Consider the following 20,980-nt stretch of genomic DNA (forward strand, 5'->3'; position numbering starts at 1 on the left):
GGGGCGCTGCACCCCGTCGCGTTCCGCGCCTCCCCCCGGGATATTTTCGGCCAGAAGAAGCAGGGACGTCGTCAAGAGCCGGCAGGTCTTCTTCTGGCGACAAATATCCCCGCCGGAGGCAGGCCGGACGGCGCGGCCGGGTGCGCCGTCCGGTCGGGGCGGAGCGGTTCAGACCACCACGGCGGCGCCGTTCGAGGCGAGGCCGACATTCTGGCGGAAGGCCTCGAAGAGCTCGCGTCCGACGCCGTGGCCATTGCCTTCAAGATCGGCCATCACCGGCTCGCGGGCCTCGAAATCCTGCGCCAGGCAGGTGATCTCGCCCGCCACCGCGTCGACCCGCACAAGGTCGCCGTCGCGCAGTCGCGCCAGCGGGCCGCCCTTTGCAGCCTCGGGCGAGATGTGGATCGCGGACGGCACCTTGCCAGAGGCGCCGGACATGCGGCCGTCGGTGACGAGCGCCACCTTGAGTCCCCGATCCTGCAGCACCGCCAGCGTGGGCGTGAGCCCGTGCAGTTCGGGCATGCCGTTGGCCGAGGGACCCTGGAAGCGCACTACCACGATGGTGTCCTCGGTGAACTCGCCGGCCTTGAACGCGGTCTTCACCGACTCCTGGTCGTGGAAGATCCGCGCCTTGGCCTCGATCACGTGCCGGGAGGCATCGACGGCGGAGGTCTTCATCATGCCGTGGCCGAGATTGCCGGTGAGCTGCTTGAGCCCGCCGGTCTTCTGGAACGCGTCCAAGGCCGGGCGCAGGATCTTGTCGTTCTGGGTCTCGCGCGGGGCGTCCTCGTAGACCACCGCGCCGTCCTTCAGCTTGGGCTCTTGGGTGTAGCGCGACAGCCCGTCGCCGGCGACGGTGCAGACATCCTCGTGCAGCAGCCCCGCATCGAGCAGCTCGCCGATCAGGTATTGCAGCCCACCCGCGGCGTGGAAATGGTTCACGTCGGCCAGCCCGTTGGGATAGACCTTGGCCATCAGTGGCGTGACCGAGGAGATCGCCTCGAAATCCTCGAGCTCGAGCTCGATACCCGCCGCACGCGCCATGGCCGGCAGGTGCAGCACCAGGTTGGTCGAGCCGCCGGTGGCCATCAGGCCGACCATGCCGTTGACGAAGGCCTTGGCGTCGAGAATGTCACAGACCGGGCGGTAATCGTTGCCGAGCTTGGTGATCTCGAGCGCGCGGGCGGCGCCGGCCACGGTCAGCGCGTCGCGCAGCGGCGTGTTGGGGTTGATGAAGGAGGCGCCGGGCAGGTGCAGCCCCATGAACTCCATCAGCATCTGGTTCGAGTTCGCGGTGCCGTAGAAGGTGCAGGTGCCCGGGCCATGATAGGAGGCCATCTCGGCCTTCATCAGCGCGTCGCGCCCGACCTCGCCGGTGGCGTATTGCTGGCGCACCTTGGATTTCTCGTCATTCGGCAGGCCCGAGGTCATCGGGCCGGCGGGCAGGAAGATGCCGGGGATGTAGCCGAAAGTGGCGGCGCCGATCACCAGGCCCGGCACGATCTTGTCGCAGACGCCGAGATAGATCGCCGCGTCATAGGTGTTGTGCGACAGCGACACGCCGGTCGCCAGCGCGATCACATCGCGCGAGAACAGCGACAGCTCCATGCCGACCTGGCCCTGCGTGACCCCGTCGCACATCGCCGGCACGCCGCCGGCCACCTGTGCGGTGCCGCCGCCGGCTCGGGCCGCATCGCGGATGATCTGGGGAAAACGCTCGAAAGGCTGATGTGCCGACAGCATGTCGTTGTAGGACGTCACGATGCCGAGGTTGGGGGCACGGCCCTCGGCCAGCGCGCCCTGGTCCTGGCCCATGGCAGCATAGGCATGGGCCTGGTTGCCGCAGGTCAGATGCGCCCGTCGCGGGCCCTCGTCGGCGGCGCGGCGCATGCGGTCGAGATAGGTGGCGCGGCGGGTCTCGGACCGGGCCTCGATGGCCTCGGTAACCTTCGCGATCGTGGCGTCGAGCGGCATGGAAGCTCTCCCTTTGACTGGCCGTCCCGCCCGGATGGCGAGACATCGCTGCTGTCAGCATGTAACGCGGTTAGCGCTATCAGTAAAGCGCGCTCATGCGGTTGCACGGGCACACGGGGTCGCACGCAGGGAAAACGCCCAGAGTTGTCGCGCTGTTCGCCGATCGCGGGCAGGAGAGCACCGATTTCCGCGCTTCCCCTTGCCGGGCCGCGCGCGCTATAGGGGCGGCATGAGCTCTGATACCCTGCCAGTCGTCCGTCTGACGCCCAAAGCCAATGCCCGTGCCATCCGCCGTGGCTTTCCGTGGATCTATGCCAACGAGCTTGTGCTCGACCGGCGCACCAAGGGGCTCGCGCCCGGCACCATCGCGGTGCTTGAGGATGGCGAGCGCAAGCCGGTTGGGCTGGTCGGCGTCACGCCTGCCTCCAAGATCGCCGGGCGGATGCTCGAGCGCGACACCGAGATCGAGATCGGCCGCGACTGGCTGGTGGCGAAACTGACCCGCGCGCTGGAACTGCGCGAGCGGCTCTTCGCGACACCCTACTACCGGCTGGTCCATGCCGAGGCCGACGGTCTGCCCGGGGTCATCATCGACCGCTTCGGCGACACCTGTGTGGTGCAGCCCAACGCGGCCTGGGCCGAGGCGCTGCTGCCCGAGCTGACCGAGGCACTGGCCGAGGTGACCGGCGTGGTCAACATCCTCAAGAACGCCGGCTCGCGCGGGCGCCAGCTCGAGGGGCTCGACGATGCCGACGCGGTGCTGCTGGGCGCCGCCCCCGAGGCGCCGCTGCCGGTGGAGATGAACGGCGCGACCTACATGGCCGATCTCACCGGCGGGCAGAAGACCGGCCTGTTCTACGACCAGCGCCCGAACCATGCCTTCGCCGCGCGTTTGGCGCAGGGGCAGCGGGTGCTCGACGTGTTCAGTCACGTGGGCGGCTTCGCGCTGGCGGCGCTCGCGGGCGGGGCCACAGAGGCTCTGTCGGTCGACGGCTCGGCGCCGGCGCTGGCGCTGGCCGAGGACGGGGCAAGCCGCATGGGCGCGGCGGAGCGCTTCGCCACCCGCCAGGGTGATGCCTTCAACACCCTCACCGCGCTTGGCGAGGAGGGCGAACGTTTCGGCCTCGTGATCTGCGACCCGCCGGCCTTTGCCCCCGCCAAGCCGGCCCTCGAGGCCGGGCTGCGCGCTTACGAGAAGGTGGCCCGGTTCTCGGCGCCGCTTGTGGAGGAGGGCTGCTATCTCGTGCTTTGCTCCTGCTCGCACGCGGCGGACCTGTCGAGCTTCACCGGCGCCTGCCTGCGCGGGATCGGCCGGGCCGGGCGGCGCGCACAGCTGATCCACACCGGCTTTGCCGGGCCGGATCATCCCCTGATGCCGCAACTGGCCGAGAGCGGCTATCTCAAGGCGCTGGTCTTCCGCCTGTGAAGGTGCTGCTCGACACCTGCGTCATCTACCCCACGGTGATGCGCGAGGTGCTGCTGGGCGTCGCGGCGAAAGGCGTGTTCGAGCCGCTGTGGTCGGCGCGCATCCTCGAGGAATGGGCGCTGGCCTCGCGCAAGCTCGGCCGCACGGGCGAGGTGCAGGCGCGGGGCGAGATCGCGCAGGTGCGCGCGGCCTGGCCGAAAGCCGAAGTGCGCTGGAAGCCGTCGCTCGAGCAGCGCCTCTGGCTGCCCGACGCCAATGACATCCACGTGCTGGCCGCCGCGGTGGCGGGCAGCGCCGATGTCATCGTCACCGAGAACGCCAAGGACTTCCCGCGTGGCGTGCTGGCCGAGGAGGGCGTTTCCCGCGTCGATGCCGACGGCTTCCTGCGCGGTCTCTTCGAAGCGCAGCCGGGGCTCGTGCGCGAGGCCTGCGAGAGCGTACTTGCCGAGGCGCGCCGGCTTTCTGGCGAGGACTGGACGATGCGGGCGCTGCTCAAGAAGGCGCGCCTGCCGCGGCTTGCCAAGGCGATGGAAAAGGCGGCCGAGGCGGGCTAACGCGGCCCCTGTGCTTGCCGCGACCGGATGGCGCTGGTAATCGCTGCCCGAATTCCGATATCTTCGCTCGGAAAAGACGGAAGGCAGGCACTTGCAGACACCCCGGCTGGAAATCCGAAATCTCGTGCGTCGCTTCGAGGGCCGCCGGGTCGTGGACGACGTGTCGCTGACCATCCAGCCCGGCCACGTCACCTGCCTGCTCGGCCCCTCGGGCTGCGGCAAGTCGACGACGCTGCGGATGATCGCCGGCGTCGACATGCAGGACGAGGGCGAGATCCATGTCGACGGCACCCTGATCTGCGACACCGTCTTCCGCATCCCGCCGGAGCGGCGGCAGATCGGGCTGATGTTTCAGGATTTCGCGCTGTTCCCGCATCTTTCGGTGGGCGACAACGTGGCCTTCGGGCTCAAGGGCAGCAAGGCCGAAAAGCGCAAGCGCGCGGGCGAGCTGCTCGAGCGGGTGGGGCTGTCACATTACATCGACGAGTTTCCGCACCAGCTCTCGGGTGGTGAGCAGCAGCGCGTGGCGCTGGCCCGCGCCCTGGCGCCGCGGCCCAAGATCATGCTGATGGATGAGCCTTTCTCGGGGCTCGACAACCGCCTGCGCGACGGCATCCGCGACGAGACGCTGGCGCTCCTGAAGGAAGAGGGGGCTTCGGTTCTGCTGGTCACGCACGAGCCGGAAGAGGCGATGCGCATGGCCGACGAGATCGCGCTGATGCGCGACGGGCGCATCGTGCAGCGCGGCGCGCCCTACAACATCTACAACAACCCGGCCGACAAGGCTGCGGTTGCGTTCTTCAGCGATATCAACGTTCTGCGCGGCGAAGTTCAGGGCGCGCTCACGCAGACGCCGTTTGGCCAGTTCCTTGCCCCCGGCGTGCCCGATGGCGGGCAAGTGGATATCGTCTTCCGCCCGCAGCATGTCAGCATCGACTTCGACCGCAATGGTCGCGGCCCCAACCCGACCGAGCTTGCCGGCACACCGGCACGCGGCGTGGTCGAGCGGGCCCGCTTCATGGGATCGGAAAGCCTCGTCGAGTTCCGCATGGATTTCAACGACGAGGTGCTGAAGGTCACGGTGCCCAACGTCTTCATCCCCAAGCCCGGCACGCCGATGTGGCTCACCGTGCGGCGCAACCGCTGCTTCGTCTTCCCGGTGAAGGGCTAAGGCAAGGGCTCAGGCGAGCCACGCCAGCGAGATCAGCGACAGGACAGAGGTCCAGATGATCACCGGCGCGACCGCGTCGGTGCGCACCCCGTGCAGCAGCGCCAGCGCGAAGGCCATGGCGCCCGAGGGCCCGGCGGCGGTCAGGGTGAAGAGGTCGTTCCAGCGCCCCTCGACGCCGCCGATCCCCAACGCCGCCGCCACCAGCGCCGGGAAGGCCAGCAGCTTGAGCCCCGAGATTGCCGCCACGACGGGGCTCGGGCGCAGGCTCTGTTGCGACAGGATCACCCCGAGCGCGAAGAGCGTGAGCGGCGCTGCGGCGGCACCGGCGAATTCCGCCGCGGTGATCAGCGGCGCGGGCAGGGGCAGACCGGAAATGTTCAGCACCGCGCCCGCGGCGATGGCAAGGAGGATCGGATTGGTGGCGATGCGGCGCCCCGCGCTGCTGAGCCCGGCGGAAGGGTTGGCGATCAGCTCGGCGCCAATGATGAAGATGCCGAAGACCAGAGAGGCATCCCACGCCACCAGTGCGGTCACAGGTAGCGCCGCCGCCTCGCCATAGATCAGGAACGAGATCGGCCAGATGTAGAGCAGCGAGTTGACGAAGACTACGGCCATCGCCAGCATCCACGCCTCGGCGGCCTCGCGCCTGAACATGCGGCGGGCGATCAGGAAGGCGATGCCGAAGCCAACCGCCTCGCAAAGCCCGTAGAGCGCCAGCGCGCGGACATCGAACTCGGCAATGGGGACGGTGGCGACGAGCGGGAAGATCAGCGCCGGTTGCAGCAGCGTCAGCGACACCCGGTTCACCACCGCCGCCTCGGCGCGCGAGAAGGTGCCGCGCCAGCCAAGCCCGTAGCCAAGCGCGAGGATGGCAAAGACCGGAAGGATGTCGTGGGTGAGGATCTGAAACATGATGCGCCGAAATGGTATACCGCTCCGAGCCTGACCCGGCGGCAGGCAGGCGTCAAGCTTGGGGAGGAGGCCGGAAAAACCGGGGAAATGGGGGTTGAACCACCCCCGGCGGATATGTTTGCAGCGCGGGTCATGACCGAGATACCGCCCGAGAGGACGCCGATGACCGATCTGACGATACGACGCAATGTCGAGAATGACCTCGCCCCGCTGGCCCGGCTGCTCGCCGATCCCGACGCGCTGACGCTGGTGAATCCCAACGCCAAACAGCCCTTCGACCCGGTGGAGTGGCAGGAAAAATGGCTGGGTGAAATGGATGACGAGGATTTCTACCTTGTCGATGCCGATGGCAGCGAAGTCGGCTTCTTCGCACTCCGCGTGGGCATCGGCCCCGAGGTGCGCCACCTGACCTATGTCTTCGTCGCCGAGGAAATGCGCGGTGGCACCGGGCACCTGCTGGCCAGCTGGATCGAGCAAGCGGCGCGCGATCTCGGTGCGCTTACCATCACGCTGAAATGCGAGACTGACAACGCCCCCGCCATGCGCATCTACGAGGCCGCAGGCTATGAGGTGCTGAGCGAGAAGAACGGCATGGCGACCATGCGCCGCGACCTCGACTGAGACGTCGCGGCGCTGGCGGTGCTCCGATCTCTCCGGGCTGGCGGGCGCGCCCAAGGCGGTGATCGCCGGCACGTCGGGAGATTTCCGCTCCTTCAGGAACGCCACCAAGGGGGCTGCGTTGGGATGCTGACACCTATGGTATGGCAGATGGAGGCGCCCGATGTGGGACTGGATCACGCAAAACTCGGGCGCGCTCAGCGCCGTTCTGAACGCCGCGATGCTGGTGGTCTGGATCGCTTACCTGCAGCTGTTCTTCGTCAGCTTCCGGCGCTCGAACCGCACGGTGATCCATATCGGACTGGCCGCCGCGCGGGACGGGGACGGACGGTGCCTGGTGACCAACATGGGCTCCGACACGGCCTATGTGCTTGCGGTCAAGATCGACCTCGATTTCGGCGAGGAGAGCCGCTCGGCGCTGGTCACCGACCGGGTCGAGGATGACGACCCGCTTGGCGGTGACTTCCGGGAAAAGACCAACGAAGGTCCGCTGGGCGGCGGCGAGGCGCTCGACATCGGCTCGCTGCGCCGCATCGTGCAGCGCGCCGCCCATCGTACCGGCGAGGAGCTGTCGCTCGAGCAATGCCGCGCGGTGACGCTCACGGTGATGGTGGCCTCGCAGCAGGCGCACCGCATGTCGGGCGGCTACAAGCGCTACGAGATCGAACGCGGCGACGACGGGGAGATGCGCTTCCGGCCCTCGGACGTGCTGACGCGACAGATCCGCCGCCGCAGCCAGCGCCGCGAGCTGCGCGACATGCTCAACGCCTGAGCCGCCTCAGCGCCCCTGGCGCCGCGCCATGAAGGCGAGCCTCTCGAAGAGGTGCACGTCCTGTTCGTTCTTCAGAAGCGCGCCATGCAGCTTCGGCAGGGCGTTGGCGCCGTCGCGCTTGAGGTCCTCGGCATCGAGATCCTCGGCCAGCAGCAGCTTCAGCCAGTCGAGCACCTCCGAGGTCGACGGCTTCTTCTTCAGTCCCGGCTGTTCGCGCAGCTCATAGAACTGGGTCAGCGCAGAGGTCAGGAGGGCAGGCTTGATGTCGGGGTGGTGGACCTCGACGATCTTGCGCAGCGTGTCGTGGTCGGGGAACTTGATGTAGTGAAAGAAGCAGCGGCGCAGGAAGGCGTCGGGCAGTTCCTTCTCGTTGTTCGAGGTGATGATCACGATGGGTCGCTGGCGCGCCTTCACGGTCTCGCCGGTCTCGTAGACGTGGAACTCCATCTTGTCGAGTTCCTGAAGCAGGTCGTTGGGGAACTCGATATCCGCCTTGTCGACCTCGTCGATCAGCAGCACCACCTTGCCGTCGGCCTCGAAGGCCTGCCAGAGCTTGCCCTTGCGGATGTAGTTGGCGACGTCGTTCACTTTCTCGTCGCCGAGCTGGCTGTCGCGCAGCCGGCTCACCGCGTCGTACTCGTACAGCCCCTGTTGCGCCTTGGTGGTCGATTTCACGTTCCACTCGATCATCGGCAGCCCAAGTGCCTGCGCCACCTGCCGCGCCAGCTCGGTCTTGCCGGTGCCGGGCTCGCCCTTGACCAGAAGCGGCCGCTCCAGCGTGATCGCGGCGTTCACCGCCATGGTCAGGTCGTCGGTCGAGACGTAATCGTCGGTGCCGTCAAAGCGCATCGTGGTCTCCGGAGTGGTTTCTCCAGAGGGGATAAAGACCGGATTGCAGCCATGCAAGCACGCAGCAGGCGGCGCGATGCCGATGCACGCAATGCGGGCATGAAAGCTGGGCCGCGGCACTCCCCGCAGCCTGTTTCCGGCGCAGCGGTCGGGCAGGCGGCAACGAATGCCGCGTCCGCTCGGTGTCGGAGGCGGCACATGGGGCGCAATCTTGAATATCAATCGTACATGTTGGTTTTTCGAGCGAAATCAGCACAATCGCGGGGCTCTCCCAAGATTGTCAAAGCGTCGTAGGCGAGGCGGCGATCACTTGGTGTGCGAATGGCGCGATTCAACCCCGCGCCGCGTGATTGTGTAGTGACAACCTGTCGGCCTTGGGATACTTCCAGCCTCGCAAGGGGTGCCGGCGCTGTTCAGGGTCAACCGGAGCGGTGGATCGGCTTTTCAGAGGGAGCAGAAATGAAGCCCGAAACCTTCCTACCGGACGACTACCGTCCCGCCGAGGACGAGCCGTTCATGAACGACCGTCAGCTCGAGTATTTCCGCCGCAAGCTGATTGCCTGGAAGAACGACATTCTTGCCGAAAGCCGCGACACCATCGAGGCCCTGCAGGAAGCCACGCGAAACATTCCCGACGTCACCGACCGCGCCAGCGAAGAGACCGACCGGGCGCTCGAGCTGCGCACGCGGGATCGCCAGCGCAAGCTGGTGTCCAAGATCGACTCGGCCCTGCGCCGTATCGACGAGGGGGAATACGGCTATTGCGAGGTCACCGGCGAACCGATCTCGCTCAAGCGCCTCGACGCCCGCCCGATCGCGACCATGAGCCTCGAGGCCCAGGAACGCCACGAGCGCCGCGAGAAGGTGCATCGCGACGACTGACACCGGCGGGCGGCCAATTTCCGGCCGCTGCGGCGGAAGACACGATACGCAGAGCGCCGGGGCGATTGCCTCGGCGTTTTGCGTCTTCGCCCCGGATCGACGGTCCGGTGGCGCCAGAGGAGAGACGGCATGGGGCTGGATGGCCGGCAGATCATCGTCGCGGGCGGCGGCATCGGAGGGCTGGCGGCCGCTCTGGCGCTGCGCCAGCGCGGGGCGGAGGTGCGCGTGCTCGAGCAGGCCGGTGCGATCACCGAGGTCGGTGCCGGCATCCAGGTGAGCCCGAACGGGCTGCGGGTGATCGAGGCGCTGGGACTGGGCGAGGCACTGCGCGCGCGCGCGTGCCGCGGCCGCGCGGTGCGACTGCGCGACTACCGTGACGGCGCCGAGGTGACGCGGCTCGATCTCGACCGCCTGCCGTCGTCGCAGGGCTATTACTTCGTGCATCGCGCCGATCTGATCGCGCTCCTCGCCGATGCGGCGCGCGAGGCGGGGGTGACGATCCGGCTCTTGCAGAAGGTGGCCGGCGTCAGGCCAGGGCCGAAACCGGAGCTGTCTCTGGCCAATGGCGACACGGTGAGCGCCGATCTGGTCATCGGCGCAGATGGGCTGCACTCGGTGATCCGGGGTGCGCTGAACGGTGCCGCGGCGCCCTTTTTCACCCGGCAAGTGGCCTGGCGCACGGTGATCCCGAACCTGACCGGCCACCCGCCCGAGGCGCAGGTGCACATGGGGCCGGGGCAGCACCTTGTCAGCTACCCGCTGCGCGACGGTCTGAGCGTCAATATCGTGGCGGCGCAGGAGCGCGAGGCTTGGGCCGAGGAGGGCTGGGCTCACGAGGACGCGCCCGCCAATCTCCGCGCCGCCTTCGCGGGGTTCGGCGGCGATGTGCCGGTGATGCTGAACGCGGTCGAGCGGGTCGGGCTGTGGGGCCTGTTCCGCCACCCGGTGGCTCGGCACTGGTACGGGGACGGGCTGGCGCTGCTCGGCGATGCGGCCCATCCGACGCTGCCCTTCATGGCGCAGGGGGCAAACATGGCGCTCGAGGATGCGTGGTGCCTTGCGTCGCTGCTGGACACTGAGCCCGACACTGGCACGGCCCTGGGCCGCTACCAGGAAAGACGACGCCCGCGCTGCGAACGCATCGTTGCGGCCGCCAATGGCAATGCCTGGAAATACCATCTGCGCAATCCGCTGATCCGCAGCGCCGCGCATCTGGGCCTCGGGCTCGCCGGTCGCCTCGCGCCCGATCGACTGATCCACCAGTTCGACTGGATCTACGGGCACGACGTGACCGCCGCGACCGGCTGACGTCGCTCCTTACCCCCGGTGCCGCGCCCGGCCGCACGCGTCGGGACGCCTCCGGCGGGAGTATTTTTGACGAAGAGAAGCCAGTGGCGCAGCGCTCCTGGCTTCTTTGGTTTCTAAATACCTCGGGGGTGAATTGGCGCGCAGCGCCAAGAGGGGGCTGGCCCCCTTATTCGCTGCCCGAGCCGTACAGTGGCACGGTCGATATCGCGAGCTTGGCCGATCCGTCCACGAGTTCGTTTGCATGCACGAGGTAGATCAGCGTCTGGTTGGCTTCGTCGAAAATCCGCTTCACCCGGAGGCTCTTGAAGATGATCGAGCGCGAGGCGCTGAACACGTCCTCGCCATTCTCGTCACGATCGATGTCACCAATGGTGATCGGGCCGGTCTGACGGCACGCGATCGAAGCGTTCGAGGGATCCTCGAACCAGTTGCCCTTCGACAGCCGGTCGAGCAGGCCGCGGTCGAAATAGGCCACGTGGCAGGTGACGCCCTCGACCTTGGGGTCCGAGACCGCCTCGATCAGGATGTCGTTGCCGGTCCAGTCGACGCCGACCTCGCCGACCTGCTCGGCTTGGGTCATCAGGGGTGACAGGCAGAGCAGGGCGGCGAGGTGGAGCGATTTCATGGTGTGGTCCCGGTTGGTGATTCAGAAGACCACGCGACCATGCTCGCCAGCGTCCGGCGTGTCACCGGTGATATTGGCCTTTGCGATCTCGTAGAGGAAGCTTGCGCCGCCATCGCCGGACCAGATCTCGGCCTCGTGCGGGGTGAATTTCACCAGCTGCACGGCACTGTCGTCGCGGCCATCCTCGAACCACGCGGCGGCGAAGGCGTTCCACAGCTCGTCGAGCTTGTCGCTGTCGTTTACCACGGCCAGCTTGCCGAACACGTTGGCGTAGAGATGGGCTTTCGAATCGGCAACGTGGAACGAGGCCTCGCCACCGCTCTTGGCGGCGCGGTCGGCTGCGCTGCCGCTTGCCGTGATAAACCAGATCGCTTTCTCATCCGGGTCGCCCTGCGGCGACATCGGAACCGGGCGCTCTCCGTCGGCGGCGAGCAGGCCGGCGCGCACGTCTTTCAGTTGGCTCCAGAATTCGGCTTTGAGATCCTTGGACATGATGCCCTCCTATGTCGTTGTTCATCGCCTCAACGCGTGTCGGGCGGCGGGCGTTCCGTGCCGTCGCGTCGGCATCCGATGACGGGGCTTGACGGCTGCGTGATCGGAAGCATAGATTTGAACAAGCGTTCAATAACCGCCGGGAGGAGGGCTGGAATGTTCAACGCGGTCATGAGCTTTGATCTGGGCGAGGATGTGAATGCGCTGCGCGAGATGGTGCATCGCTGGGCCCAGGATCGGGTGAAGCCGATGGCGGCCGAGGTCGATGCCTCGAACGCCTTTCCCAATGATCTGTGGACCGAGATGGGCGAGCTGGGCCTGCTCGGCATCACCGTGCCCGAAGAGTTCGGCGGCGCCGGCATGGGCTATCTCGCCCATGTCATCGCGGTCGAGGAGATCGCCCGCGCCTCGGCTTCGGTGTCGCTGTCCTACGGTGCGCATTCGAACCTCTGCGTCAACCAGATCAAGCTGAACGGTTCGGCCGAGCAGAAGGCGAAATACCTGCCCGGGTTGGTCTCGGGGCAACACGTCGGCGCGCTGGCGATGTCAGAGCCCGGTGCCGGCTCGGACGTGGTGAGCATGAAGCTGCGCGCCGAGAAGAAGAACGACCGCTTCGTGCTGAACGGCAACAAGTACTGGATCACCAACGGACCCGATGCCGACACGCTGGTGGTCTATGCCAAGACCGACCCGGAGGCGGGCTCCAAGGGCATCACCGCCTTCCTGATCGAGAAGTCGATGACCGGCTTCACGACGAGCCCGCATTTCGACAAGCTCGGGATGCGCGGGTCGAACACCGCCGAGCTGATCTTCGACGATGTCGAGGTGCCGTTCGAGAACATCCTCGGCGAGGAGGGCAAGGGCGTGCGGGTGCTGATGTCGGGGCTCGACTACGAGCGCGTGGTGCTCGCGGGCATCGGCACCGGGATCATGGCGGCCTGTCTCGACGAGATCATGCCCTACATGGCCGAGCGCAAGCAGTTCGGCCAGCCGATCGGGAGCTTCCAGCTGATGCAGGGCAAGATCGCCGACATGTACACGGCGATGAACTCGGCCCGGGCCTATGTCTACGAGGTTGCCAAGGCCTGCGACCGGGGCGACGTGACCCGTCAGGACGCGGCGGCCTGCTGCCTCTACGCCTCCGAGCAGGCGATGGTGCAGGCGCATCAGGCGGTGCAGGCGATGGGCGGGGCAGGCTTCCTCGCCGATGCGCCGGTGGCGCGGCTGTTCCGCGATGCCAAGCTGATGGAGATCGGCGCCGGCACCTCCGAGATCCGCCGCATGCTGGTGGGTCGGGAACTGATGGCCGCCATGGGGTGAGGGGTGGCGAACGTCGCGAGATCGGGGTTTCGGGCGGGCCAAGAATTTTAGCTAAAATTCTTGGCCCCCCGCGCCGCAAGGGCAGTCGAGGGAGGAGAGGATGCAACCGACCCTGAGGGGCACAGACTATGCCGCGCTCTGCGAGGGCTTTGCGTGGCGTTTCCCGGACCGGCTCAATCTGGCGGCACAGGTCTGCGACGACTGGGCCGCGGATGCGCCGGAGCGGGGCGCGATCCTCGACATGCGCGCGGGCGACATGCGGCTGTGCAGCTACGGCGCGCTGCAGCTGCTGTCGCGCCGGGTCGAGGCCTGGCTGCGCGGGCAGGGCGTGGGCCGCGGCGACCGCGTGGGCGTGTTGCTGAGCCAAAGCCCGCTCTGCGCCGCGGCCCATATTGCCGCCTGGCGCATGGGGGCGATCTCGGTGCCGCTGTTCAAGCTCTTCAAGCACGACGCGCTTGCCTCGCGGCTGGGTGACAGCGGCGCGCGTGCGGTGGTGACCGACGATGAGGGCGCGGACATGGTCGCGCCTTTCGGGCTGCCCACCGTTACGGAAGACGCTCTGCCGGAGCCGGGCGTGTGGCCCGCCGTCGAGACTAGGCCGGAAGATCCGGCGGTGTTGATCTACACCTCGGGCACCACCGGCAAGCCCAAGGGCGCGCTGCACGGGCACCGGGTGCTGACCGGCCACCTGCCGGGGGTCGAGATGAGCCACGACCTGCTGGGTCAGTCGGGTGACGTGCTCTGGACCCCGGCGGACTGGGCGTGGATCGGGGGGCTCTTCGATGTGCTGATGCCGGGGCTGGCGCTCGGTGTGCCGGTGGTGGCGGCGCGAATGCCAAGGTTCGGTGTTGAAGAGTGTCTGAGGATCTGCCGGGAAGCCTCTGTGCGCAATGTGTTTTTCCCACCCACGGCGCTGCGGATGCTGAAAGCTGAGGGCGCGGAGATCCCCGGGCTGCGCTCGGTGGCGAGCGGCGGCGAGCCGCTGGGGGCCGAGATGCTGGGCTGGGGGCGCGCCGCCTTTGGTGTCGAGATCAACGAGTTCTACGGACAGACCGAGTGCAACATGGTGGCCTCCTCCTGTAACGCGCTGTTCGAGGCGCGGCCCGGCTGCATCGGCAAGCCGGCGCCGGGGGTTCGGATCGGGGTGATCGACGATCAGGGGCTCGAGACCGACGGTGAGGGCGACGTTGCGATCCAGCGTGGGGCGGCCTCGATGATGCTGGAATACTGGCAGAACCCCGAGGCGACGGCGGAAAAGTTCCGCGGCGACTGGCTGGTGACGGGCGATCGGGGGATCTGGGAGCATGGCTTTCTGCGCTTCGTCGGGCGCGAGGATGACGTGATTACCTCGGCCGGCTACCGCATCGGCCCGGCGGAGATCGAGGATTGCCTGCTGACCCATCCAGGCGTCGCCACGGTCGGTGTGGTGGGCAAACCCTGTGCGCTGCGCACCGAGCTGGTCAAGGCCTACGTGGTGCGCAAGGCGGGCCATGATCCAAGCGCCGAAGAGCTTCAAGACTGGGTCAAAGAGCGGCTCGCAAGCTATTCCTATCCAAGGGAAATCGGATTTCTCGATGCGTTGCCGATGACGGTGACGGGCAAGGTGATCCGCAAGCAACTCAAGGCCCGCGCGGCCGCCGAATGTGAGGCCGAGACGGCCGGGGAGGTTTCATGAAACTGGCGTCAACGGCAATCCCCTCGTCGGAGGGATTCACCGCCAACCGGGCCGCCCATCTCGAGGCGCTCGAGACGGTGCGCGCGGCGGCCGAGCTGGCCGCGGAAGGTGGCGGCGCGCGGTCGCGCGAGCGGCACCTGTCGCGCGGCAAGATGCTGCCGCGGGAGCGCGTGGCCAACCTGCTCGATCCCGGCTCGCCCTTCCTCGAGATCGGGGCGACGGCCGCGCATGGCATGTATGACGGCGCGGCTCCGGCAGCGGGGGTCATTGCCGGCATCGGGCGGGTGAATGGCCGCGAGGTCATGGTGGTCTGCAACGACGCCACGGTGAAGGGCGGCACCTACTACCCGATGAGCGTCAAGAAGCACCTGAGGGCGCAGGAGATCGCGGAGGAGAACCGGCTGCCCTGCGTCTACCTCGTGGACAGCGGCGGGGCCAACCTGCCGAACCAGGACGAGGTCTTCCCCGACCGCGACCATTTCGGCCGGATCTTCTACAACCAGGCGCGGATGAGCGCGAAGAACATCCCTCAGATTGCCGTCGTGATGGGGTCTTGCACCGCCGGGGGCGCCTACGTGCCGGCGATGTCGGACGTGACCATCATCGTGAAGGAGCAGGGCACGATTTTCCTTGCCGGTCCGCCGCTGGTGAAGGCGGCGACGGGCGAGGTGGTGAGCGCCGAGGATCTCGGCGGCGGCGACGTGCACACGCGGCTTTCGGGCGTGGCCGACTACCTCGCAGAGGACGATGCCCACGCGCTGGCCTTGGCGCGGCGGGCGGTGGGCTCGCTGGGCGGCATGGCGGGGGCCGGGCTGGTGCGCGAGACGCCGGAGGCGCCGGCCTACGATCCCGAGGAGATCCTCGGCGTGGTGCCGGGCGATCTGCGCACGCCCTACGACATCCGCGAGGTCATCGCGCGGCTTGTCGACGGCTCGCGCTTCGACGAGTTCAAGCCGCGCTACGGCGAGACGCTGGTGACCGGCTTTGCCCATGTGGATGGCTGGCCGGTCGGTATCATCGCCAACAACGGCGTGCTGTTCTCGGAGGCGGCGCAGAAGGGCGCGCATTTCATCGAGCTCTGTTCGCAGCGCCGTACGCCGCTGATCTTCCTGCAGAACATCACCGGCTTCATGGTGGGGCGGAAATACGAGAACGAGGGCATCGCCCGCCACGGTGCCAAGATGGTGACAGCGGTGGCGACGACGAGCGTGCCGAAGATCACCATGCTGGTGGGCGGCTCCTTCGGGGCCGGCAATTACGGCATGGCGGGGCGGGCCTACCAGCCGCGCTTTCTCTGGAGCTGGCCCAACAGCCGGATCTCGGTGATGGGCGGCGAGCAGGCGGCGGGCGTGCTGGCCACCGTCAAGCGCGACGCCATCGAGCGCGGCGGCGGCGACTGGTCTGCCGAGGACGAGGCCGAGTTCAAGCGCCCGACCATCGAGATGTTCGAGCGCCAGTCGCACCCGCTCTATGCGTCGGCCCGGCTCTGGGATGACGGCATCGTCGATCCGCGCAAGTCGCGCGAGGTGCTGGCGCTGTCGCTCTCGGCCAGCCTCAACGCGCCGATCGAGGAGACCCGCTTTGGCGTGTTCCGGATGTGACCCGGTGCCGGCGTCGGGCCGCCCCGGTGGCGGTGCTCCCGCCCGCCCACCCCGCACCGCCACCGGGGCGGGACCTCTGGTGCCGCGGCCGGTTGATATTGGAGTGGTTCGAGAGGTTGGAGGGGGTGCGGCATGGTGAGCATGCCGAGGGGCTCTGCCCCGTCCGCGCAAGCGCGGACTCCCCGGGATATTTGAGGCCAGAAGAAGCCATGGGCGTCTGGGAGGACGGAGATGTTTGACACGGTACTGATCGCCAACCGGGGCGAGATCGCCTGCCGGGTGATGGAGACGGCACGGGCGATGGGGCTGCGCTGTGTCGCGGTCTATTCCGAGGCCGATGCGGGGGCAAAGCACGTTGCCATGGCGGACGAGGCGGTCTGCATCGGTGGGGCTGCGCCGGCGGAGAGCTACCTGCGCGGGGAGCGCATCATCGAGGCGGCGCTGGCCACCGGGGCGGGGGCGATCCACCCGGGCTACGGCTTCCTGTCGGAGAACCCGGATTTCGTCGAGGCGGTGGAGGCGGCGGGGTTGGTCTTTGTCGGCCCCGGCGCGGCGGCGATCCGGGCGATGGGGCTCAAGGATGCCGCCAAGCGGCTGATGCACGAGGCCGGCGTGCCGGTGGTGCCGGGCTATCACGGGGAAGCGCAGGATGCGCGCTTCCTCGCTGGCGAGGCCGAGGCCATTGGCTACCCGGTGCTGATCAAGGCGGTCGCGGGCGGCGGCGGCAAGGGAATGCGGCTGGTCGAGCGGGCGGAGGCGTTTGCCGACGCTCTGAAGAGCGCGCAGGCCGAGGCGCGCGGGGCGTTCGGCAACGAGGCGGTGCTGATCGAGAAGTTTGTCTCCAAGCCGCGCCATATCGAGGTGCAGGTCTTTGGCGACGGCACGCGGGCGGTGCATCTTTTCGAGCGCGACTGCTCTCTTCAGCGCCGGCACCAGAAGGTGATCGAGGAGGCGCCGGCACCGGGCATGACGCAGGAAATGCGCCAGGCCATGGGGGCTGCGGCGGTGCGCGCGGCCGAGGCCATCGGCTATAAGGGCGCGGGCACCATCGAGTTTATCGTCGACGGCTCGCGCGGGCTGCGCCCGGACGGGTTCTGGTTCATGGAGATGAACACCCGCCTGCAGGTGGAGCACCCGGTGACCGAGGCGATCACAGGGATCGACCTCGTGGAATGGCAGCTGCGGGTGGCCGCGGGCGAGCCGCTGCCGATGGCGCAGGAAGAGCTGGGCATCACCGGCCATGCCTTTGAGGCGCGGCTCTATGCCGAGGACGTGCCGGCTGGGTTCCTGCCGGCCACCGGGCGGCTGGCGCGGCTCGCCTTCCCGTCGGATGTGCGGGCCGATAGCGGCGTGCGCTCGGGCGATGTGATCTCGCCGCATTACGATCCGATGATCGCGAAGCTGATCGTGCACGGGCCGACGCGCGAGATCGCGCTGCGCAAGCTGGCGCGCGGGCTGGCGCAGACGCAGGTGGCGGGCACGGTCACCAACCTCGCCTTCCTCGGCGCGTTGGCGCGGCACCCGGGCTTTGCCAGGGGCGAGGTCGATACCGGGCTGATCGGGCGCGATATCACCGCGCTGACCGAGGCGCCGGCGGCTCCGGCGGCGGTGCTGGCGCAGGCGGCGCTGTCGGCGGCGGGCCTGTGGCAGGGCGACGCGCCGCATCGGGGCTTTGCGCTCTGGGAGCCTCTGGCGCGCAGCGTGACCCTGCGCCATGCCGGCGAGGAGATCGTCGCGACGCTGCGGGTCATGGCGCCCGACAGGATCGAGGTGGCGCTCGGGGAGAGCCGGGTGCTGGCCGAGCGGATGGGCGGTGCGTGGCGGCTTGACGGGCGACCCGCGGCGGCGCTGTTCCGCGAGGGTGGAGAGATCACCGTCTTTGCCGAGGGCGGGCAGGTCTTCGAGCTGGTCGATCCGCTGGAGCGGGCGGCAGAGGCTTCGGGTGGCAACCTGATCGAGGCGCCGATGCCGGGGCGCGTGGTCTCGGTGCACGCGGAGGCCGGGCAGCCGGTCAGCGCAGGCGATCGGCTGGCGGTGCTCGAGGCGATGAAGATGGAGCACACGCTGACCGCCTGGCGCGACGGGGTGGTGGCCGAGGTGCTGGTCACGGCCGGCGCGCAGGTCGAGGCGGGCGCAGCGCTGATGCGGCTCGAGGACGAGGCGGAGGACGCGGCGTGATCCGGCTGCATCACGTGCCGCAATCGCGCTCGATGCGGGTGCTGTGGCTGCTCTACGAGCTGGGTGTGCCCTTCGAGCTGGTGCTGCGGCCCTTCGACAAGTCGCTGCGCGGGCCGGACTATCTTTCGCTCTCGCCCGCCGGCCGGGTGCCGGCGCTGGAGATCGAGGGCGAGCGGATGTTCGAGAGCCTCGCGATGATGCAATATCTCTGCGAGCGCTTCCCGGAGGCGGGCTTGGGCCGGGCGCCGGGCAGCCCCGACCGCATGGGCTGGCTGAGCTGGCTGCACTTCGCCGAGACCATCAGCCAGCACGCGGCGGCGCTGACCCAGCAGCATCTCATGCTGCGCGAGGATGCGATGCGCTCGCCGATCATCATGCAGCTCGAGGCGAAGCGGCTTGAGAAATGCTATGCCGCGCTCGAGGCGCGGCTGTCGCCGCCGCTGGAGAAGCGCGACCATCTGCTGACCTCGGGGTTTTCGGCGGTCGATATCGCGGTCGGGCAGGCGGTCTACATGGCGCGGCATTTCGCGAAGATCGAGGGCTTTGCGGAGCTGAGCGCCTGGTATGCGCGGATCACCGGTCGGGATGGGTTCGCAAGATCCCTGCCGGGGCCGGAAGAGCGGCTCTACGGGCAGGACTTCTACCCGGCCTGGGAGAGCTGAGGGACCTGGAGCGCGCCTTGCCGGCGCGCGCAGGTCGTCTCGCCGCCCGGGAGGCGGCTCGGGTTTGGGCGGTGTGGCGACGTGGGGCGCGGTGCCCGGCCCATGTTCGCACGGCGCGGGCGGGATTTGAGTATTTGGAACGTAGAGAAGATCGGGGTTGTGGGATCGACGTGTCTGCTGCGGGAGGACGAGGTCGGAGGGCGTGCCGCGCCTGGCCCGGCAGAGGCGCGGATCGCGAGGGGCGGCTTTGAGTATTTGGAACGTAGAGAAAACAGGAGTGGCGCGGCATGGGTGAGCGGGTCGAGATCTTCGAGGTCGGGCCTCGGGACGGGTTGCAGAACGAGGCGCGGGAGATCCCGGCGGCGGAAAAGATCGCGCTCGTGGATTGCCTTTCGCGGGCCGGCCTCCGGCGTATCGAATGCGCCAGCTTCGTGAGCCCGAAATGGGTGCCGCAGATGGCGAGCTCCGGCGAAGTGCTGGCGGGGATCACCCGGGCAGACGGGGTGTCCTACGCGGCGCTCACGCCCAACATGAAGGGCTTCGAGGCGGCGATGGCGGCAGGGGCCGACGAGGTGGCGATTTTCGGCTCGGCCTCGGAAGGGTTCAGCCGCGCCAATATCAACGCCTCGATTCAAGAGAGCCTTGCGCGTTTTGCGCCTGTGGCCGAGGCGGCGAACGCGCGCGGCGTGCCGGTCAGGGGCTATGTCTCCTGCGTCGTCGAGTGCCCCTATGACGGGGCCGTGGCGCCGGAGGCGGTGGCGCGGGTGGTCGCGGCGTTGCGCGACATGGGCTGCTACGAGGTCTCGCTCGGCGACACCATCGGACGCGGCACGCCCGAGGCCGTTGATGCGATGCTGGCGGCGGTCCTGAGCGAGATGCCGGCGGCGCGGCTGGCGGGGCATTTCCACGACACCTCCGGGCAGGCGCTCGACAATATCGAGGTGGCGCTGGGGCGCGGGCTGCGGGTCTTTGACGCCGCGGTCGGGGGCCTGGGCGGCTGCCCCTATGCGCCGGGCGCGGCCGGCAACGTGGCCACCGAGGCGGTGGCGGCGCGGCTTTCGGCGCTGGGTTACGAGCACGGGCTCGACATGGGCGTTCTTGAAGAGGCCGCCGGGATGGCGCGGGCAATGCGCGGCTGATCCCCGTGACGGACAACGGGACAGGGAGGACTGGCGATGGAGTTGATCAAGGTGACGCGCGATGGGCGCGGGGTGGCGGTGCTGACGCTGGCGCGGGCCGAGAAGCACAACGCGCTCTCGGCGCAGATGATGACCGAGCTCGAGGCGGCGGCGAAGGGGCTGGCCCGCGAGGACGACGTACGCGTGGTGGTGCTGGCCGCCGAGGGACGCTCGTTCTGCGCCGGGGGCGACCTGGCCTGGATGCGCGCGCAGTTCGGCATGGACGCGGCGACCCGCAAGGCCGAGTCGCGGCGCATCGCCACGGCACTGGCGGCGCTGGCGGCGCTGCCGCAGCCGCTCATCGGCAGGGTGCAGGGCAATGCGCTGGGCGGCGGCGTCGGGCTGGTCTCGGTCTGCGACGTGGCGATCGGCACGGAGGCGGTGAAGATGGGCTTCACCGAGACACGGCTCGGGCTGATCCCGGCCAATATCGGCCCCTATGCCATCGCGCGCATGGGCGCGACGCGGGCGCGCGAGGTGTTCATGTCGGGCCGAGTGTTCGACGCCGCGGAGGCCATGCGACTCAACCTGCTCGCGAAGGTGGTCGCTCCGGAGGCGCTCGACGCGGCGGTCGAGGCCGAGATCGCGCCCTACCTCGGCTGCGCGCCCTTCGCGGTGCGCGACGCGAAGGCGCTGCTCAACGCGCTGGCGGGGCAGGTGAGCGAGGCCGATCTCGACTTTGCCATCGAGGCGCTGGCGAAGCGCTGGGAAACCGAGGAGGCGCGCGAGGGCATCGGCGCCTTTCTCGACAAGCGCAAGGCGCCCTGGGGCTGACCCGCGGGC

The 20,980-nt window shown here is 68.5% G+C and carries 19 protein-coding genes; 14 read left to right on the forward strand and 5 right to left on the reverse strand.

Translation table 11 applies throughout. The features are described from left to right. Positions 1-168 precede the first annotated feature (168 nt). A complete protein-coding gene (edd, locus tag R2601_RS13695) occupies positions 169-1,974 on the reverse strand; it encodes a phosphogluconate dehydratase (RefSeq protein ID WP_007799341.1) in 1,806 nt (601 codons plus the stop codon). A 229-nt stretch (positions 1,975-2,203) separates the two neighbouring features. On the opposite strand from edd, the gene R2601_RS13700 reads away from it, so the two are divergent. From R2601_RS13700 to R2601_RS13710, 3 genes are all read left to right on the forward strand, one after another. Continuing rightward, positions 2,204-3,400, forward strand: coding sequence for an RSP_2647 family RNA methyltransferase (locus R2601_RS13700; RefSeq protein WP_007799345.1), 1,197 nt, complete (start codon positions 2,204-2,206; stop codon positions 3,398-3,400). Continuing rightward, positions 3,397-3,954 (forward strand): RSP_2648 family PIN domain-containing protein, encoded by a 558-nt coding sequence (locus R2601_RS13705; RefSeq protein ID WP_007799347.1) that lies wholly within the window; start codon positions 3,397-3,399, stop codon positions 3,952-3,954. Before R2601_RS13700 ends, R2601_RS13705 begins: the two co-directional genes overlap by 4 nt. Before the next feature lie 91 nt (positions 3,955-4,045). Beyond that, positions 4,046-5,125: an ABC transporter ATP-binding protein gene (locus tag R2601_RS13710; protein ID WP_007799349.1), complete on the forward strand. Its 1,080-nt coding sequence runs from the start codon at positions 4,046-4,048 to the stop codon at positions 5,123-5,125. A 9-nt stretch (positions 5,126-5,134) separates the two neighbouring features. On the opposite strand, the gene R2601_RS13715 is transcribed toward R2601_RS13710, so the two are convergent. Beyond that, positions 5,135-6,037 (reverse strand): AEC family transporter, encoded by a 903-nt coding sequence (locus tag R2601_RS13715; protein ID WP_007799351.1) that lies wholly within the window; start codon positions 6,035-6,037, stop codon positions 5,135-5,137. A 162-nt stretch (positions 6,038-6,199) separates the two neighbouring features. Here R2601_RS13715 and R2601_RS13720 point away from each other — a divergent pair, with 162 nt between their 5' ends. Together R2601_RS13720 and R2601_RS13725 are read left to right on the forward strand one after the other, a co-directional pair. Further along, a complete protein-coding gene (locus R2601_RS13720; protein WP_007799352.1) occupies positions 6,200-6,658 on the forward strand; it encodes a GNAT family N-acetyltransferase in 459 nt (152 codons plus the stop codon). 160 nt (positions 6,659-6,818) lie between these two features. Beyond that, on the forward strand, positions 6,819-7,427 hold the full coding sequence (locus R2601_RS13725) for a hypothetical protein (RefSeq protein ID WP_007799354.1): 609 nt from the start codon (positions 6,819-6,821) through the stop codon (positions 7,425-7,427). A 6-nt stretch (positions 7,428-7,433) separates the two neighbouring features. On the opposite strand, the gene R2601_RS13730 is transcribed toward R2601_RS13725, so the two are convergent. Continuing rightward, on the reverse strand, positions 7,434-8,276 hold the full coding sequence (locus R2601_RS13730; protein WP_007799355.1) for an AAA family ATPase: 843 nt from the start codon (positions 8,274-8,276) through the stop codon (positions 7,434-7,436). Between the two features lie 459 nt (positions 8,277-8,735). On the opposite strand from R2601_RS13730, the gene dksA reads away from it, so the two are divergent. Beyond that, positions 8,736-9,158: an RNA polymerase-binding protein DksA gene (gene dksA, locus R2601_RS13735; protein ID WP_007799358.1), complete on the forward strand. Its 423-nt coding sequence runs from the start codon at positions 8,736-8,738 to the stop codon at positions 9,156-9,158. Between the two features lie 129 nt (positions 9,159-9,287). Next, positions 9,288-10,466 carry an FAD-dependent monooxygenase gene (locus R2601_RS13740; protein ID WP_007799359.1) on the forward strand — a complete coding sequence of 393 codons (1,179 nt, stop codon included), beginning with the start codon at positions 9,288-9,290 and terminating at the stop codon, positions 10,464-10,466. A gap of 166 nt (positions 10,467-10,632) precedes the next feature. On the opposite strand, the gene R2601_RS13745 is transcribed toward R2601_RS13740, so the two are convergent. Together R2601_RS13745 and R2601_RS13750 are read right to left on the reverse strand one after the other, a co-directional pair. Next, entirely contained in the window at positions 10,633-11,091 is a 459-nt protein-coding gene (locus R2601_RS13745; protein ID WP_007799361.1) for a CreA family protein, read from the reverse strand. A gap of 21 nt (positions 11,092-11,112) precedes the next feature. Further along, a complete protein-coding gene (locus R2601_RS13750) occupies positions 11,113-11,583 on the reverse strand; it encodes a pyridoxamine 5'-phosphate oxidase family protein (RefSeq protein WP_007799364.1) in 471 nt (156 codons plus the stop codon). Between the two features lie 156 nt (positions 11,584-11,739). Here R2601_RS13750 and R2601_RS13755 point away from each other — a divergent pair, with 156 nt between their 5' ends. The 7 genes from R2601_RS13755 to R2601_RS13785 all read left to right on the forward strand — a co-directional run bounded on the left by R2601_RS13755 (position 11,740) and on the right by R2601_RS13785 (position 20,971). Next, positions 11,740-12,903, forward strand: coding sequence for an isovaleryl-CoA dehydrogenase (locus R2601_RS13755; protein ID WP_007799366.1), 1,164 nt, complete (start codon positions 11,740-11,742; stop codon positions 12,901-12,903). A gap of 100 nt (positions 12,904-13,003) precedes the next feature. Then, entirely contained in the window at positions 13,004-14,578 is a 1,575-nt protein-coding gene (locus R2601_RS13760; RefSeq protein ID WP_007799368.1) for an AMP-binding protein, read from the forward strand. Further along, complete coding sequence (locus R2601_RS13765) at positions 14,575-16,179, forward strand: carboxyl transferase domain-containing protein (protein ID WP_007799371.1); 1,605 nt, start codon at positions 14,575-14,577, stop codon at positions 16,177-16,179. The genes R2601_RS13760 and R2601_RS13765 overlap by 4 nt, the downstream gene beginning before the upstream one ends. A 231-nt stretch (positions 16,180-16,410) precedes the next feature. Then, on the forward strand, positions 16,411-18,357 hold the full coding sequence (locus R2601_RS13770; protein WP_007799373.1) for an acetyl/propionyl/methylcrotonyl-CoA carboxylase subunit alpha: 1,947 nt from the start codon (positions 16,411-16,413) through the stop codon (positions 18,355-18,357). Beyond that, positions 18,354-19,019 carry a glutathione S-transferase family protein gene (locus tag R2601_RS13775; protein WP_007799375.1) on the forward strand — a complete coding sequence of 222 codons (666 nt, stop codon included), beginning with the start codon at positions 18,354-18,356 and terminating at the stop codon, positions 19,017-19,019. The genes R2601_RS13770 and R2601_RS13775 overlap by 4 nt, the downstream gene beginning before the upstream one ends. Before the next feature lie 287 nt (positions 19,020-19,306). Then, positions 19,307-20,158 carry a hydroxymethylglutaryl-CoA lyase gene (locus R2601_RS13780; protein WP_007799377.1) on the forward strand — a complete coding sequence of 284 codons (852 nt, stop codon included), beginning with the start codon at positions 19,307-19,309 and terminating at the stop codon, positions 20,156-20,158. A 36-nt stretch (positions 20,159-20,194) separates the two neighbouring features. Beyond that, complete coding sequence (locus R2601_RS13785) at positions 20,195-20,971, forward strand: crotonase/enoyl-CoA hydratase family protein (protein ID WP_007799379.1); 777 nt, start codon at positions 20,195-20,197, stop codon at positions 20,969-20,971. Positions 20,972-20,980 lie beyond the last annotated feature (9 nt).

The organism is Salipiger bermudensis HTCC2601, assembly GCF_000153725.1.
Taxonomy (GTDB): Bacteria; Pseudomonadota; Alphaproteobacteria; order Rhodobacterales; family Rhodobacteraceae; genus Salipiger; species Salipiger bermudensis.